Genomic DNA, 16,042 nt, shown 5'->3' with positions numbered 1-16,042 from the left:
CCTTAAATTCGGTTTCAGGTGCGCGAAGGCGTTAAACAGTGAAGGCATCTTGCAGCAGTTTTTCCTGCTGCTCGGCGTGCATCGACGCGTAGCCACAAGCAGGCGCAGCAGAGGCGTCACGGCCGGCGTACTCGAGTACGAGCGACTTGTCGTGATTGCCTACGATGCGACGCATGTGGTGCTGGCTGCAGTACCAGGCGCCCTGGTTCATCGGCTCTTCCTGACACCAGACCACGTGCTTGAGGTTGGTGTACGGAGCCAGGACTTCGTTCAGGTCGTCCTCAGGGAACGGGTACAACTGCTCAATACGCACGATGGCGATGTCTTCACGACCTTCGGCACGGCGTTTTTCCAACAGGTCGTAGTAGACCTTGCCGCTACACAGAATCAGGCGCTCGACCTTTTTCGGGTCCAGTGCGTCGATTTCCGGAATAACGGTCTGGAACGAACCTTCGGCCAGATCTTCCAGCGTCGAGATGGCCAGCTTGTGACGCAGCAGCGACTTCGGAGTCAGTACCACCAGCGGCTTGCGCAGAGGACGGATCACCTGACGACGCAGCAAGTGGTAGATCTGTGCCGGCGTGGTCGGCATGCACACCTGAATGTTGTGCTCGGCGCACAGCTGCAGGTAACGCTCCAGACGCGCCGAGGAGTGCTCGGGGCCCTGACCTTCATAACCGTGAGGCAGCAGCATGGTCAGACCGCAGAGACGGCCCCACTTGTGCTCGCCGCTGGTGATGAACTGGTCGATCACCACTTGCGCACCGTTGGCGAAGTCGCCGAACTGGGCCTCCCAGATCACCAGCGCGTTCGGCGTGGTGGTCGAGTAGCCGTATTCGAATGCCAGTACCGCCTCTTCCGACAGGAAGGAGTCGTACAGGTCAAAGCGCGGCTGGCCTTCGAACAGATGCTTGAGCGGCACGTAGGTGCTGGCATCTTTCTGGTTGTGCAGAACGGCGTGGCGGTGCGAGAAGGTGCCGCGGCCGATGTCCTGGCCGGTCATGCGGATCGGGTGACCTTCGAACGCCAGGGTCGCGTACGCCATGGTTTCAGCGTAACCCCAGTTGATCGGCAGGCCGCCGGCTTGCATCTTCTGACGGTCTTCGTAGATCTTCGCGACCTGACGCTGAACCACGAAGCCTTCTGGCAGCTCCAGCAGCTTGGCGGACAGTTCCTGCAGGGTCTTGAGATCGAAGGTGGTGTCGTGACGCGCGGTCCAGGTGTGGCCCAGGTAAGGGCGCCAGTCCACAAACAGCTCTTTGTTCGGTTCCTTGACCAGGCTCTTCACCACGTGCAGACCGTTGTCCAGCGCGTTGCGGTACTCATCGACTTTCGCCTGAACACGCTCTGCGTCAAGTACACCGCTCTGGATCAGGCGATCGGCATACAGCTCACGGGTGGTGCGCTGCTTGGTGATCTGCTGATACATCAGTGGCTGGGTGCCGCTTGGCTCGTCGGCCTCGTTGTGGCCGCGACGACGGTAGCAGACCAGATCGATCACCACGTCGCGCTTGTACTGCATGCGGTAGTCGATGGCCAGCTGGGTCACGAACAACACGGCTTCCGGATCGTCACCATTCACATGGAGGATCGGCGCCTGGATCATCTTCGCAACGTCGGTGGCGTACTCGGTGGAACGCGAGTCCAGCGGGTTGCTGATGGTGAAACCAACCTGGTTGTTGATCACGATGTGCACAGTGCCGCCGGTACGGAAACCGCGGGTCTGGGACATCTGGAAGGTTTCCATCACCACGCCCTGACCGGCGAATGCCGCGTCACCGTGGATCGAGATCGGCAGAACCTTGTCGCCGGTCTGGTCGTTGCGACGATCCTGACGGGCGCGCACCGAACCTTCGACCACTGGCGAAACGATTTCCAGGTGGGACGGGTTGAACGCCATCGCCAGGTGGACTTCGCCGCCGGTGGTCATCACGTTGGACGAGAAGCCCTGGTGGTATTTAACGTCACCGGAACCCAGCTCGACCTTCTTCTTGCCTTCGAACTCGTCGAACAGCTCGCGCGGGTTCTTGCCGAAGGTGTTGACCAGCACGTTGAGGCGGCCACGGTGGGCCATGCCGATCACGACTTCCTTGGTGCCGTAGGAACCGGAACGCTGGATCAACTCGTCGAGCATCGGAATCAGGCTCTCGCCGCCTTCCAGACCGAAACGCTTGGTACCCGGGTATTTGGTACCCAGGTATTTTTCCAGGCCTTCGCCGGCGGTGACGCGCTCGAGCAGGTGGCTCTTGATGTCGGCGGAATAGGTCGGACGGCCGCGCACGCTTTCCAGACGCTGCTGGAACCACTGGCGCTGCTCGGAATCGGTGATGTGCGTGAATTCAGCGCCGATGGTGCGGCAATATGTCTGCTGCAACGCTTCGTGAATTTCGCGTAGGCTCGCTTCCTCTTTGCCGATGAACAGGTCGCCGGCACGGAAGGTCGTATCAAGATCGGCATTGGTCAAGCCGTAATGATTGATCGACAGGTCTGCAGGTGCAGGACGCTGCCACAGCCCCAGCGGGTCCAGCTGGGCTGCCTGGTGGCCACGCATCCGATAGGCCTGGATCAATCGCAGCACTTCAACTTGCTTCTTCTCGTGCTCACTGCTCACGCTGCCGGCGGATACCGGTTGGGCGCGGCGCTGGTTCTTTGCCAGCAAGACGAAATGATCGCGGATTGTCGAGTGCGAAACATCGATGGCAGTGCTGCCGTCGGTAGGCAACTTCTGAAAGTAAGTGCGCCACTCTTCTGGCACAGCGTTAGGGTCGTGCAGGTAGAGCTCGTAGAGCTCTTCCACATAGGCAGCGTTACTACCGGATAGGTAGGCGCTGTTCCACATGCGCTGCATCACGCTTTCTTGCATGCTTGGTCACCCTCGGTTAGGGGAACACCATCGGCGAAGACACCGAGCAAGCTTGCAGAAGTCCGAATGCAGCGACCAAAACAAGCCACTTAGGATCACGCTGATAGTCCGGGTACCAGCCCGGATGCCCCTGCTTGTCTCATTTCTTCAAAAATAAGAGCAGCCACTTTGTGAGCTGCTGCTCAGGTTAGAGCCATGACGCGGGTTGAAGCCCGCGCCTTGGCTTTTACGGGTACAGCGGTCCTACGGGTACAACAGCTGAATCACACGCCGCTCTGCAGCAGCATGTTACGAATGTGACCGATGGCCTTAGTCGGGTTCAGGCCCTTCGGACAAACGTTGACGCAGTTCATGATTCCCCGGCAGCGGAATACGCTGAACGGGTCATCCAGGGAAGCCAGACGCTCGGCTGTCTTGGTGTCACGGCTATCTGCCAGGAAGCGATAGGCTTGCAGCAGAGCAGCCGGACCCAGGAACTTGTCCGGGTTCCACCAGAAGGACGGGCAGGAGGTCGAGCAGCAAGCGCACAGGATGCACTCGTACAGACCGTCGAGCTTCTCGCGCTCTTCCGGGGACTGCAGACGCTCGATGGCCGGAGCCGGCGTATCGTTCTGCAGGAATGGTTTCACCTTCTCGTATTGCTTGTAGAAGATGCTCATATCGACGACCAGGTCACGGATAACCGGCAGACCTGGCAGAGGACGAATAACCAGCTTGTTCTTCTTGACCACGGCAGACAGTGGCGTGATGCACGCCAAGCCGTTCTTGCCGTTGATGTTCATGCCATCGGAACCGCAAACGCCTTCGCGGCAGGAACGACGGTAGGAGAAACCCTCGTCCTGCTCTTTGATCAGCGCCAGCACGTCCAGCACCATCAGGTCCTTGCCACCGGTATCGACCTGGAAAACCTGGGTTTTCGGAGCCGAGTCGGTATCTGGGTTGTAACGATAAACTTCAACTTGCAACATATCGATCACCCTTTAGTAAGTCCGGACTTTTGGTTCAAAAGTCGGAACAGTCTTCGGCGAGAAGTTGACCGCACGCTTGGCAACGCGCTTCTCACCCGGGAAGTACAGGGTGTGGCACAGCCAGTTTTCGTCGTCACGGTCTTCAAAGTCTTCACGGGCGTGAGCGCCGCGGGACTCTTTACGCACTTCAGCAGCGATGGCGGTGGCTTCAGCCACTTCCAGCAGGTTCTGCAGCTCAAGTGCCTCGATACGTGCAGTGTTGAAAGCTTGAGACTTGTCGTTGATCTTGACGTTGGCGATACGCTCGCGCAGATCGGCCAGCTGGGCGATACCCTTCTGCATGTATTCGCCAGTACGGAATACACCGAAGTAGTTCTGCATGCAGCTCTGCAGTTCGCGACGCAGGGTCGCCACGTCTTCACCGGTGGTGCGCTCGTTGAGCTTGGCCAGACGGTTCAGGGCCACGTCGACGTCGGTGTCGCTGGCGTCGCGGTATTCGATACCGTCGGTCAGCGCTTTTTCCAGGTGCAGGCCGGCCGCACGACCGAAAACCACCAGGTCCAGCAGCGAGTTGCCGCCCAGACGGTTGGCACCGTGCACCGATACGCAAGCCACTTCACCCACTGCGAACAGGCCAGGGATGATGGTGTCTTCGCCAGCCGCGTTCTGAGTGATCGCCTGACCATGAATGTTGGTGGCAACGCCGCCCATCATGTAGTGGCAGGTTGGAACCACTGGCACCGGAGCAACCACCGGGTCAACGTGCGCAAAGGTCTTGGACAGTTCGCAGATACCAGGCAGACGGCTGTGCAGCACTTCTTCGCCCAGGTGATCGAGCTTGAGCATCACGTGGTCGCCATTCGGACCACAGCCGTTGCCGGCGATGATTTCCTTGACCATGGAACGCGCCACAACGTCGCGACCCGCCAGGTCCTTGGCGTTCGGAGCATAACGCTCCATGAAACGCTCGCCGTGCTTGTTGATCAGGTAACCACCTTCACCACGGCAACCTTCGGTCACCAGTACACCGGCGCCAGCGATGCCGGTCGGGTGGAACTGCCACATTTCGATGTCTTGCACCGGAACGCCGGCACGCAGCGCCATGCCTACACCGTCACCGGTGTTGATCAGGGCGTTGGTGGTGGAAGCGTAGATACGACCTGCACCGCCGGTAGCCAGAACGGTGGCCTTGGAGCGGATGTAGGTGGTTTCGCCGGTTTCGATGCAGATAGCGATTACGCCGACAAAGGCGCCATCCTGGTTCTTCACCAGATCGACTGCGTACCACTCGTTGAGGAAGGTGGTACCGGCTTTCAGGTTGCCCTGATAAAGGGTATGCAGCAGCGCGTGGCCGGTACGGTCGGAAGCTGCGCAGGTACGAGCTGCCTGGCCGCCCTTGCCGTAGTCCTTGGACTGACCACCGAAAGGACGCTGGTAGATACGACCGGTTTCGGTACGGGAGAACGGCAGGCCCATGTGGTCCAGTTCGAAGACCGCAGCCGGGCCTTCCTGACACATGTATTCGATAGCGTCCTGGTCACCGATGTAGTCGGAACCCTTGACGGTATCGTACATGTGCCAGCGCCAGTCATCGTTCGGGTCCGCCGAGGCGATCGCGCAAGTGATGCCGCCCTGGGCAGACACTGTGTGCGAACGGGTCGGGAACACCTTGGTGATCACGGCAGTCTTGTGGCCACCCTGGGCCAGCTGCAGTGCGGCACGCATGCCGGCGCCGCCGCCGCCAATGATGATGGCGTCGAAAGAAATGGTTGGAATGTTAGCCATGAATCAGATACCCCAGAGAATCTGCACACCCCAGACGAAGTAAGCGAACATCGCGACGCCGCATACTGCCTGGAAAAGGAAACGCACTGCTGTCGCCGACTTGCCCAGCGCCATCGGCGTCAGGTAGTCAGTCGAGATGGTCCACATGCCGACCCAGGCGTGAGCGCCCAGGGCCACCATGGCCAGCAGACTGAAGATACGCATCCAGTTGTTTGCGAACAGGCCATGCCACTGGGTGTAGTCAATGCCCGGATTCGCTACGAGGTATCCGATCAGGAAAATGAAATAAGCCGCGAGAACGACCGCAGACACACGTTGTGCCATCCAGTCATAAAGGCCCGAACGCGACAGGTTCGTAACGCTGGTTACCATATCCAAACTCCCGCCAGAACGATTACCACCACGGATACGGCGATAACGATTTTCGAGCCCAGCTTGCCGCCTTCCAGCGTCTCACCGATGCCCATGTCCATGATCAGATGGCGTACACCGGCCACCAAGTGATACAGCAAGGCGGACAAGAGGCCCCATGCAACGAATTTGGCCAGCGGACTGGTCAAGCACGCCTTCACCTCGGCATAGCCTTCCTCGGACCCCAGGGATTTGCTCAATGCATAAAGCATGATGCCGATGCCCAGGAAGAGGATGATGCCGGAAACACGGTGAAGAAACGACGTAACGCCGGTGATGGGGAGTTTGATGGTCCTTAGGTCTAGGTTTACAGGTCGTTGGCTATTCACGGCTTTTTTTCACACTGAAGAGCCCCTAACAATCAGGGCAAAGTTGTTGGGGAGTGCACTGGTCAGGTCACCACTACCCAGGGAGTGCGACCCCCAATAAAGCGGGCCCAGAAGCCTACGGAGGTCGGTGGCCGAGTATAGACAGTTAGGCTACTAATGACAACGCAAACGCCTTCCCCTAATAGCTGATTGCGTTAGCCATATAAAAGGCGTAAATGGCGCTGAATTTCGCTAAAAAAACCCTCCCAAAGCCTTCTGGGACAAGACTTTAGGCAAATTGACATTCAGATTTATCTCACTATAGTGGTGCGGGCCCTGCGTGGGGGGTCTGTCTGATGATTTCAAGCATAAATAGGAGGCCACATGGCTGACAAAAAAGCGCAGTTGATCATCGAGGGCGCAGCCCCCGTCGAGCTGCCCATTTTAACCGGCACCGTTGGTCCCGATGTAATCGATGTTCGGGGCCTGACGGCCACGGGCCGCTTCACTTTTGACCCGGGTTTCATGTCGACCGCCTCCTGCGAGTCGAAAATCACCTACATCGACGGCGACAACGGCATTCTGCTGCATCGCGGCTACCCGATCGAACAACTGGCTGAAAAGTCGGACTATCTGGAAACCTGCTACCTGCTGCTCAACGGTGAACTGCCCACCGCCGAACAAAAGGCTCAGTTCGTCAGCACCGTAAAGAACCACACCATGGTTCACGAACAGCTGAAGAGCTTCTTCAACGGCTTCCGTCGCGACGCTCACCCAATGGCGGTGATGTGTGGCGTAGTCGGCGCCCTGTCGGCGTTCTACCACGACTCTCTGGACATCAATAACCCGCAGCACCGCGAAATCTCCGCGGTACGCCTGGTGGCCAAGATGCCGACCCTGGCAGCGATGGTTTACAAGTACTCCATGGGCCAGCCGATGATGTACCCGCGCAACGACCTGTCGTACGCGGAAAACTTCCTGCACATGATGTTCAACACCCCGTGCGAGATCAAACCGATCAGCCCGGTACTGGCCAAGGCAATGGACCGGATCTTCATCCTCCACGCCGACCACGAACAGAACGCCTCGACCTCCACCGTGCGCCTGGCCGGCTCTTCGGGTGCCAACCCGTTCGCCTGTATCGCTGCCGGTATCGCGGCACTCTGGGGCCCGGCCCACGGCGGCGCCAACGAAGCCGTGCTGACCATGCTCGACGAAATTGGCGATGTCTCGAACATCGACAAGTTCATCGCCAAGGCCAAGGACAAGAACGATCCGTTCAAGCTCATGGGCTTCGGTCACCGCGTGTACAAGAACCGCGACCCACGCGCCACCGTGATGAAGCAGACCTGCGACGAAGTCCTGAAAGAACTGGGCATCAACAACGATCCGCAACTCGAACTGGCCATGCGCCTGGAAGAGATCGCTCTGACCGACCCGTACTTCATCGAGCGCTCGCTGTACCCGAACGTCGACTTCTACTCGGGGATCATCCTCAAGGCGATCGGTATTCCAACCAGCATGTTCACCGTGATCTTCGCCCTGGCACGGACCGTCGGCTGGATCTCGCACTGGAAGGAAATGCTCTCCAGCCCTTACAAGATCGGCCGCCCACGTCAGCTGTACACCGGCTACGAGTCGCGCGACATCACCAAGCTGGAAGACCGCAAATAAGACCTGCCTTGCGCACACGTCTTAGCTGCACCGAATACGGCCTCTGATAGAGGTCGTATTTGTTTCTGCCCTCCCCTGACCTACATCCCGCGGGCGCCGGCTTACCGGCCAGGAGCCCCGCAAACCCCGCTCCCCACCCTTCAATTAGGCTTTCGCTGGCAAGCCAGCTCCTACGGCCGTGCGCCTGCTGTCGGGGTGTTTGGACAGAGCTGGCAGGCATAAAAAATGCCCCGATCTTTCGATCGAGGCATTTGGCTATTACTCAGCGTCTGTATAGAAGCCGATACACCGGATGGGCTTAGTGCGACACCGCCCCACTGGCCCCCAGGCCGGTCTGCGAACGCACGAACTGCGGGAAGAACAGGGCCCGCTCGTTGACCGCCGAAGCCGACTTGTCAGTGATGGAGAAGAACCAGATACCGATGAAGGCAATGATCATCGAGAACAACGCCGGGTACTCATACGGGAAGATCGCCTTCTCGTGATGCAGGATCTGCACCCAGATGGTCGGACCAAGCACCATCAGCGCCACCGCACTGACCAGACCCAGCCAGCCGCCAATCATGGCGCCACGGGTGGTGAGTTTCTTCCAGTACATCGAGAGCAGCAGCACCGGGAAGTTGCAGCTGGCAGCGATGGAGAACGCCAGGCCCACCATGAACGCAATGTTCTGGCTTTCGAAGAGGATGCCCAGGCCGATGGCCAGCACGCCCAAGGCCACGGTCGTGATCTTGGAGACGCGAATCTCGTCCTTCTCGTTGGCCTTGCCCTTCTTGATCACGCTGGCATACAGGTCGTGGGACACCGCCGAAGCACCCGCCAGGGTCAGCCCTGCCACAACCGCCAGGATGGTGGCGAAGGCCACCGCCGAGATGAAGCCGAGGAACACGCTGCCACCCACCGCATTGGCCAGGTGCACCGCCGCCATGTTGTTACCACCCAGCAAGGCGCCAGCGGCATCCTTGAAGTCCGGATTGGTGCTCACCAGCAGGATCGCGCCAAAACCGATGATGAAGGTCAGGATGTAGAAGTAGCCGATGAAGCCAGTGGCGTAGAGCACGCTCTTGCGGGCTTCCTTGGCATCGCTCACGGTGAAGAAGCGCATGAGGATGTGTGGCAGGCCGGCTGTACCGAACATCAGCGCCAGACCCAGGGAGAACGCCGAGATCGGATCCTTCACCAGTCCGCCTGGGCTCATGATCGCCTCACCTTTGGGGTGAACCTTGACCGCCTCGGAGAACAGGGTGTTGAAGTCGAAGTTGACGTGCTTCATCACCATCAGCGCCATGAAGGACGCACCGGACAACAGCAGCACCGCCTTGATGATCTGCACCCAAGTGGTGGCCAGCATGCCGCCGAACAGCACGTACAGGCACATCAGGATCCCCACCAGGATCACTGCCACGTGGTAATCGAGGCCGAACAGCAGCTGGATCAGCTTGCCGGCACCGACCATCTGCGCGATCAGGTAGAACGCCACCACCACCAGCGAGCCACAGGCCGACAGGGTGCGGATCTGGGTCTGCCCGAGGCGGTAGGACGCCACGTCGGCAAAGGTGTACTTGCCCAGGTTGCGCAGGCGCTCGGCGATCAGGAACAGAATGATCGGCCAGCCCACCAGGAAGCCAATGGAGTAGATCAGGCCGTCATAGCCGGAAGTGAACACCAGGGCGGAAATCCCCAGGAAGGACGCCGCGGACATGTAGTCACCGGCAATCGCCAACCCGTTCTGGAAGCCGGTGATCTTGCCACCCGCCGCGTAATAGTCGGCAGCCGACTTGTTGCGCTTGGAGGCCCAGTAGGTGATGCACAGCGTTGCCCCGACAAACACCACGAACATGGCAATCGCCGAAACGTTGAGGGGTTGCTTGTGGACTTCGCCGGTCAAAGCGTCTGCAGCCCAGAGGGCAGGAGCGAAAGCGGCAAGACCGAGTGCTGCGAATAGACGTCGGATCATTGCTGAGCCTCCTTCAGGATCGCGTTGTTCAGCTCGTCGAACTCACCGTTGGCGCGTCGCACATAGATGGCCGTCAGGACGAAGGCCGAGACAATCAAGCCGACACCAATGGGAATGCCCCAGGTGATGGATGACGTTGGACTGAGTTTGGCGCCCAGGATCTGGGGCCCGTAGGCGATCAACAGGATGAAACCCGAGTAAAGCCCAAGCATGATCGCCGAAAGAATCCAGGCGAACCGCTCTCGCTTGCTGACCAGCTCCTTGAAACGCGGGCTGTTTTGAATCGAGAGGTAAATGCTGTCGTTCATTGTTTTTATCCTCGCAGCACAGATTTTAGATGGAACGCAATCCACTCTATGCGGCTATGGAGCAGGTTCCAGACGACCTTAGTATTAGAACGACATTAACCACCTCGCCAACTTTCCCCCCGAAAAAAACCAGGGCCGCCCGCTGATAGCAGCGGGCGGCCCTGGGAGCCTCGATCTAGACGCCTGGCGACTATTTAGCCGTCCACTCGGCAACCCGTTCCGGGTGTTTGGCAACCCAGTCCTTGGCCGCTACGTCCGGTTTTGCACCGTCTTGAATGGCCAGCATGACCTGACCGATTTCGTCCTTGGACGCCCACTGGAACTTCTTCAGGAACGCCGCCACTTCCGGCGCCTTCTTCTCCAGCCCCTTGCTGCCGATGCTGTTGACGGTTTCAGCAGCGCCGTAGACGCCTTTCGGGTCTTCGAGGAAACGCAGCTTCCACTTGGCGAACATCCAGTGCGGCACCCAGCCGGTCACGGCGATGGATTCCTGCTTCTCCTCGGCCCGGGTCAATTCGGCGATCATCGCCGCGCCGGAACTGGCCTGCAGCTTGTAGTCCAGACCGTAGTCCTTGATCGCCTGATCCGTCTTGAGCATCACCCCGGACCCGGCGTCGATGCCCACGATCTTGTTCTTGAAGCTGGTGTCGGTCTTGAGATCATCGATGCTCTTGGCCTTGACGTACTCGGGCACGATCAGGCCGATCTTGGCGTCCTTGAAGTTGGGGCCATAGTCCACCACCTTGTCCTTGTTCTTGGCCCAGTACTCGCCGTGAGTCACCGGCAACCAGGCCGAGAGCATGGCGTCGAGTTTGCCGGTGGCCACGCCCTGCCACATGATCCCGGTCGCCACCGCTTGCAGCTTGACGTCATAACCGAGCTTCTGCTTGATCACCTCCGCAGCCACATAGGTCGTCGCCACGCTGTCGGACCAGCCGTCGACGTAGCCGATGCTCAGGGTCTTGCTGTCGGCACTGGCCAGAGTGGAACTGACGGCAAGTACCAGTGCGGCACCTGCGCCTAAGAGTCGTCGCATCTTCATCGTTACTTCCCCGAAAAGTGCAGTGCCGGGCGGCTGCCAGGCACGTCAACGTATGGTTATGGTGCACAGCGCCCCCATCACGCCTCACCGCGAACGCGTTCGATCATCAGCGGAGTACTGATGCTTCGATCATCAACCCGCCTTCGTCCGCGACCTGCTCTGTCTGCGACCTCAAGACAACCAGCAACGACATCAGATAGCCATTAACCAGCCCACCCCAGATCCCCCGCCGCAAGCCCGCCCGAACTTTGCATGGCAAGCGCATGCCGACCACCAAGCCCCGGACAAATACGGGTAAGATGCCGGGCTTTGCTCTGCTACGGCCCGACCATGCCCGCTTCTGCCCGCTTCCCTGTTCTCGCTTATCTGTTTGCCTGCCTGATCGGCCTGCTGGCCCTTTGTGGCTACTGGTACGGCCTTGGCCAGCCAGTGCACCTGGCCGACGTCGCCAGCGCCAACCACAAACTGCAATGCGCGTCCTATACGCCGTTCGACAAGGATCAGTCGCCCTTCGACCAGCCATTCAAACTGCGCCCCGAGCGCATGGATGCCGACCTGGCGCTGCTGGCCACCCGCTTCGAATGCATCCGCACCTACTCCATGACCGGCCTAGAAGCACTGCCGGAGCTGGCGCGCAAGCACGGCCTGAAACTGATGATCGGCGCCTGGGTCAACAGCAACCCGGTGGACACCGAGAAGGAAGTCGATCTGCTGATCGCATCGGCCAACGCCAACCCGGACGTGGTCAGCGCAGTGATCGTCGGCAACGAAGCCCTGCTGCGCAAGGAAGTGACCGGCGCGCAACTGGCGCGGCTGATTCTCAAGGTCAAGGCCGGGGTCAAGCAGCCGGTGACCTACGCCGACGTCTGGGAATTCTGGCTCAAGCACCCGGAAATCGCCCCGGCGGTGGACTTTCTCACCATCCACCTGCTGCCCTACTGGGAAGACGATCCGTCGAACATCGACGCCGCCCTCAACCATGTGGCCGAAGTGCGCCAGGTGTTCGGCAACCGTTTCGCCCCCAAGGACGTGCTGATCGGTGAAACCGGCTGGCCCAGCGAAGGCCGCCAGCGCGAAACCGCGCTGCCGAGCCGGGTCAACGAAGCCAAGTTCATTCGCGGCTTCGTCGCCCTGGCAGAACACAATGGCTGGCACTACAACCTGATCGAAGCCTTCGACCAACCCTGGAAACGCGCCAGCGAAGGTGCGGTCGGCGGCTACTGGGGACTGTTCGACGCCGATCGCCAGGACAAGGGCATCCTCGCCGGCCCGGTTTCCAACCTGCCTCACTGGCCGCTGTGGCTGGGCGTGGGCGGCGTGATCTTCCTCGGCACCCTGGTGCTGGGTGGGCCGGTCCGGACCCGGCGCGCAGCGCTGTTGCTGCCACTGCTGGGGACGCTGGCGGCCTGCGCCATCGGCACCTGGGCCGAACTGGCGCGGGTCACCAGCCGCTTCACCGGGGAATGGGTGTGGGCCGTCTTGCTGCTGGGCTTGAACCTGCTGGTGCTGGCCCATGCCGCACTGACCCTAAGCCCACGCCAAGGCTGGCGCCAACGGGCCTTCAACGCCCTGGAACAGCGCGCCGGCTGGCTCCTGGCGGCAGCGGGCTTCGCCGCGGCGGTGATGATGCTGGAACTGGTGTTCGACCCACGCTACCGCAGCTTCCCCAGCGCGGCCCTGATCCTGCCGGCGCTGGTCTACCTGTGCCGCCCGGTCCGCGTAGCGCGCCGCGAGATTGCCCTGCTGACCTTTATCCTGGGGGCCGGCATCGCTCCCCAGCTGTACCAGGAAGGCCTGGCCAACCAGCAAGCCTGGGGCTGGGCCCTGGTCAGCCTGCTGATGGTGGCCGCACTGTGGCGCAGCCTCCGGGCCCGTATCGCCTGACTCTTCAACTGTGGCCGCGGGCGCACCTGGATGGCGTCCGCGGCCGACAGGTCAGGGTCGCGCAGCCCGTACCAGGCGCAATGCGGCAATCACCACCGCGAACACCGCTAGCGTCGTGTTGTACAGCGCCAGCGCCGGAATACCGGCCAGCATCGCCAGCACCGCCAGCCACCAGCCGCTGCGCCCCGGCAGCACAAAGGCCAGTAGCGCGGCGCCCAGGGCACTCCAGCCCAGCACCTTGAAGTGGATCATCCAGCCCAGGCTGGAGCGCAGCGAGCATTCCCAGCGCGCGGCCTCGTCGACACAGGCGCCCACCCAGCGCGCGTCCTCCATAAAGCCGTAGCGCAAGCCATAACTGGCGGCCAGCCACAACGGCAGGACGATGAGCAGCACAATCACGGGCAAGCGGCGAGACATGGAACACTCCGAACAATCAAAACGGCGCCCAGCATAATCCTCCACAAACGCTTGGCAAGGGCGATGCACAGATAACTATTCAGCAAATGCCGGCAACGTGTATCGTCCGCCTACCAGCAACCTGCGCCACGCCTGCGGCAGGGATATTTGTGCTACCCCATGGCACTTCGGCAGCAGCGCGGTGGTCATAGCCTGCAAACCTCATTCGGCACCTTCCTTCTAGGGATACAGTCATGCTTCGTTCCTTGCGCTTCGCTGCCCTGTTTGGCGGCCTTATCCTGAGTGCGTCCGCACTGGCGGTCGATGTCGACCCGGCCAGCTATGGCTACCCGTTGACCAACCCGTTCGAAGCCACCATCGCCACCACACCGCCAGAGCTGCGCCCGGAGCTGCCCGCCAGCGAAGACATCCGCCAGTCCGACTACAGCCTGACCCTGCGCCCCGAGCGCGAGTTCATCCTTCCGGACAACTTCTGGGCGGTGAAGAAGCTCACCTACCGCATCGCCACCCAGGATCACGCCGCGCCGCTGATCTTTCTGATCGCCGGCACCGGGGCGCGCTATGACAGCAGCCTCAACGAATACCTGAAGAAGCTCTACTACAAGGCCGGCTACCACGTGGTGCAGCTGTCTTCACCCACCAGCTTCGACTTCATCAGCGCCGCCTCGCGCTTCGCCACCCCCGGGGTGACCCAGGAAGACGCCGAAGACATGTACCGGGTCATGCAGGCCGTGCGTGCCCAGCACCCCAAGCTGCCGATCAGCGAGTTCTACCTCACCGGCTACAGCCTCGGCGCCCTGGACGCGGCCTTCGTCAGCAAACTGGATGAAACCCGGCGCAGCTTCAACTTCAAGAAAGTCCTGCTGCTCAACCCGCCGGTCAACCTCTACACCTCGATCACCAACCTCGACAAGCTGGTGCAGACCGAGGTCAAGGGCATCAACAACAGCACCACCTTCTATGAACTGGTGCTGGGCAAGCTGACCCGTTACTTCCAGCAGAAAGGCTACATCGACCTCAACGATGCGCTGCTCTATGACTTCCAGCAGTCCAAGCAACACCTGAGCAACGAACAGATGGCGATGCTGATCGGCACCTCCTTCCGCTTCTCGGCGGCGGACATCGCCTTCACCTCGGACCTGATCAACCGCCGCGGCCTGATCACCCCGCCCAAGTACCCGATCCGCGAAGGCACCAGCCTCACGCCGTTTCTCAAGCGCGCCCTGCAGTGCGACTTCGACTGCTACCTGACCGAACAAGTGATCCCCATGTGGCGCGCCCGGACCGACGGCGGCAGCCTGCTGCAACTGATCGACCAGGTGAGCCTCTACGCCCTGCAGGACTACCTCAAGGCCAGCCCGAAGATTGCCGTGATGCACAACGCCGACGATGTGATCCTCGGCCCCGGCGACCTGGGCTTCCTGCGTAAAACCTTTGGCGACCGCCTGACCGTCTACCCCCATGGCGGGCACTGCGGCAACCTCAACTACCGCGTCAACAGCGACGCCATGCTGGAGTTCTTCCGTGGCTAAACATCTCCTGCTTATCGCTGCGTTGCTCTGCGCAGGCTATGCCCAAGCCGACAACAGCAAGGCCAATACCCCGGTCACGCCCGATCCCGACGGCTTCACCGAACCGTTGAAGAAACTCAAGTTCAACCCGGGCCTGGACCAGCGCGAATTTGAGCGCTCGACCCTCAATGCGCTGAATGTCTATGACCCGCTGGAGTCCTGGAACCGTCGGGTCTACCACTTCAACTACCGCTTCGACCAGTGGGTGTTCCTGCCGGTGGTGGACGGCTACCGCTATGTGACCCCGGGGTTCCTGCGCAGCGGGGTGAGCAACTTCTTCAACAACCTCGGCGACGTGCCGAACCTGGTCAACAGCCTGTTGCAGTTCAAGGGCCAGCGCTCGATGGAAACCACCGCGCGCCTGCTGCTCAACACCACCATCGGTGTCGCCGGGCTATGGGATCCGGCAACCAAGATGGGCCTGCCGCGCCAAACCGAAGATTTTGGCCAGACCCTGGGCTTCTATGGCGTGCCCGCGGGGGCCTACCTGGTGCTGCCGATCCTCGGCCCGTCGAACCTGCGGGACACCGCAGGGCTGGCCGTGGACTACACCACCGAATCGGCGATCAACTTCCTCAACGTCTCGGAAGTCAGCAGCAATCACCCGGAAATCTGGGTCTTGCGCGGGGTCGACAAGCGCTACCAGACCAGCTTCCGCTATGGCCAGCTGAACTCGCCGTTCGAATACGAAAAGGTGCGCTACGTGTACACCGAGTCACGCAAACTGCAGATCGCCGAGTAATCCCGCCTCGCCCCGCCATCCGGCGGGGCGGCACATCCGCGCAGCACAATCCACGCAAGTGCAGTTCACCGGGCATCGCGGATGCCATCGATCGCTCTACGCCAGGCCGCCG

General features: G+C 60.6%; 13 protein-coding genes. 4 read left to right on the top strand and 9 right to left on the bottom strand.

The features are described from left to right. Positions 1-31: 31 nt before the first annotated feature. The 5 genes from GWQ44_RS03345 to sdhC form a co-directional block, all read right to left on the bottom strand. Positions 32-2,863 carry a 2-oxoglutarate dehydrogenase E1 component gene (locus GWQ44_RS03345; RefSeq protein ID WP_016968088.1) on the bottom strand — a complete coding sequence of 944 codons (2,832 nt, stop codon included), beginning with the start codon at positions 2,861-2,863 and terminating at the stop codon, positions 32-34. A gap of 263 nt (positions 2,864-3,126) precedes the next feature. After that, a complete protein-coding gene (locus tag GWQ44_RS03340; protein ID WP_016968087.1) occupies positions 3,127-3,831 on the bottom strand; it encodes a succinate dehydrogenase iron-sulfur subunit in 705 nt (234 codons plus the stop codon). A gap of 12 nt (positions 3,832-3,843) precedes the next feature. Beyond that, entirely contained in the window at positions 3,844-5,616 is a 1,773-nt protein-coding gene (gene sdhA, locus GWQ44_RS03335) for a succinate dehydrogenase flavoprotein subunit (RefSeq protein WP_016968086.1), read from the bottom strand. Positions 5,617-5,619: 3 nt separating this feature from the next. Then, a complete protein-coding gene (gene sdhD, locus GWQ44_RS03330; RefSeq protein ID WP_011060049.1) occupies positions 5,620-5,988 on the bottom strand; it encodes a succinate dehydrogenase, hydrophobic membrane anchor protein in 369 nt (122 codons plus the stop codon). Continuing rightward, positions 5,982-6,356: a succinate dehydrogenase, cytochrome b556 subunit gene (gene sdhC / locus GWQ44_RS03325; RefSeq protein ID WP_011060048.1), complete on the bottom strand. Its 375-nt coding sequence runs from the start codon at positions 6,354-6,356 to the stop codon at positions 5,982-5,984. Before sdhC ends, sdhD begins: the two co-directional genes overlap by 7 nt. Before the next feature lie 363 nt (positions 6,357-6,719). Between sdhC and gltA the strand changes: the two genes are divergently transcribed. Then, positions 6,720-8,009, top strand: a complete 1,290-nt coding sequence (gltA, locus tag GWQ44_RS03320) for a citrate synthase (RefSeq protein ID WP_011060047.1) — start codon at positions 6,720-6,722, stop codon at positions 8,007-8,009. 298 nt (positions 8,010-8,307) lie between these two features. On the opposite strand, the gene GWQ44_RS03315 is transcribed toward gltA, so the two are convergent. The 3 genes from GWQ44_RS03315 to GWQ44_RS03305 form a co-directional block, all read right to left on the bottom strand. After that, positions 8,308-9,966, bottom strand: coding sequence for a cation acetate symporter (locus GWQ44_RS03315; RefSeq protein WP_016968085.1), 1,659 nt, complete (start codon positions 9,964-9,966; stop codon positions 8,308-8,310). Further along, on the bottom strand, positions 9,963-10,274 hold the full coding sequence (locus GWQ44_RS03310; RefSeq protein WP_016968084.1) for a DUF485 domain-containing protein: 312 nt from the start codon (positions 10,272-10,274) through the stop codon (positions 9,963-9,965). The genes GWQ44_RS03315 and GWQ44_RS03310 overlap by 4 nt, the downstream gene beginning before the upstream one ends. A gap of 190 nt (positions 10,275-10,464) precedes the next feature. Continuing rightward, complete coding sequence (locus GWQ44_RS03305) at positions 10,465-11,316, bottom strand: glycine betaine ABC transporter substrate-binding protein (RefSeq protein ID WP_016968083.1); 852 nt, start codon at positions 11,314-11,316, stop codon at positions 10,465-10,467. Positions 11,317-11,646: 330 nt separating this feature from the next. Here GWQ44_RS03305 and GWQ44_RS03300 point away from each other — a divergent pair, with 330 nt between their 5' ends. Further along, complete coding sequence (locus tag GWQ44_RS03300) at positions 11,647-13,200, top strand: beta (1-6) glucans synthase (RefSeq protein ID WP_275926632.1); 1,554 nt, start codon at positions 11,647-11,649, stop codon at positions 13,198-13,200. A 51-nt stretch (positions 13,201-13,251) separates the two neighbouring features. Here GWQ44_RS03300 and GWQ44_RS03295 read toward each other — a convergent pair whose 3' ends face one another. Next, positions 13,252-13,617 carry a hypothetical protein gene (locus tag GWQ44_RS03295; RefSeq protein ID WP_016968081.1) on the bottom strand — a complete coding sequence of 122 codons (366 nt, stop codon included), beginning with the start codon at positions 13,615-13,617 and terminating at the stop codon, positions 13,252-13,254. Positions 13,618-13,850: 233 nt separating this feature from the next. Between GWQ44_RS03295 and GWQ44_RS03290 the strand changes: the two genes are divergently transcribed. Together GWQ44_RS03290 and GWQ44_RS03285 are read left to right on the top strand one after the other, a co-directional pair. Beyond that, positions 13,851-15,149: a serine protein kinase PrkA gene (locus tag GWQ44_RS03290; protein WP_016968080.1), complete on the top strand. Its 1,299-nt coding sequence runs from the start codon at positions 13,851-13,853 to the stop codon at positions 15,147-15,149. Further along, positions 15,142-15,930 (top strand): VacJ family lipoprotein, encoded by a 789-nt coding sequence (locus GWQ44_RS03285; protein ID WP_016968079.1) that lies wholly within the window; start codon positions 15,142-15,144, stop codon positions 15,928-15,930. The genes GWQ44_RS03290 and GWQ44_RS03285 overlap by 8 nt, the downstream gene beginning before the upstream one ends. Positions 15,931-16,042 lie beyond the last annotated feature (112 nt).

It is taken from the genome of Pseudomonas sp. 3MA1 (assembly GCF_029237275.1).
Lineage (GTDB): Bacteria > Pseudomonadota > Gammaproteobacteria > Pseudomonadales > Pseudomonadaceae > Aquipseudomonas > Aquipseudomonas fluorescens_AP.
This window is presented reverse-complemented; position numbering and strand designations above follow the sequence as displayed.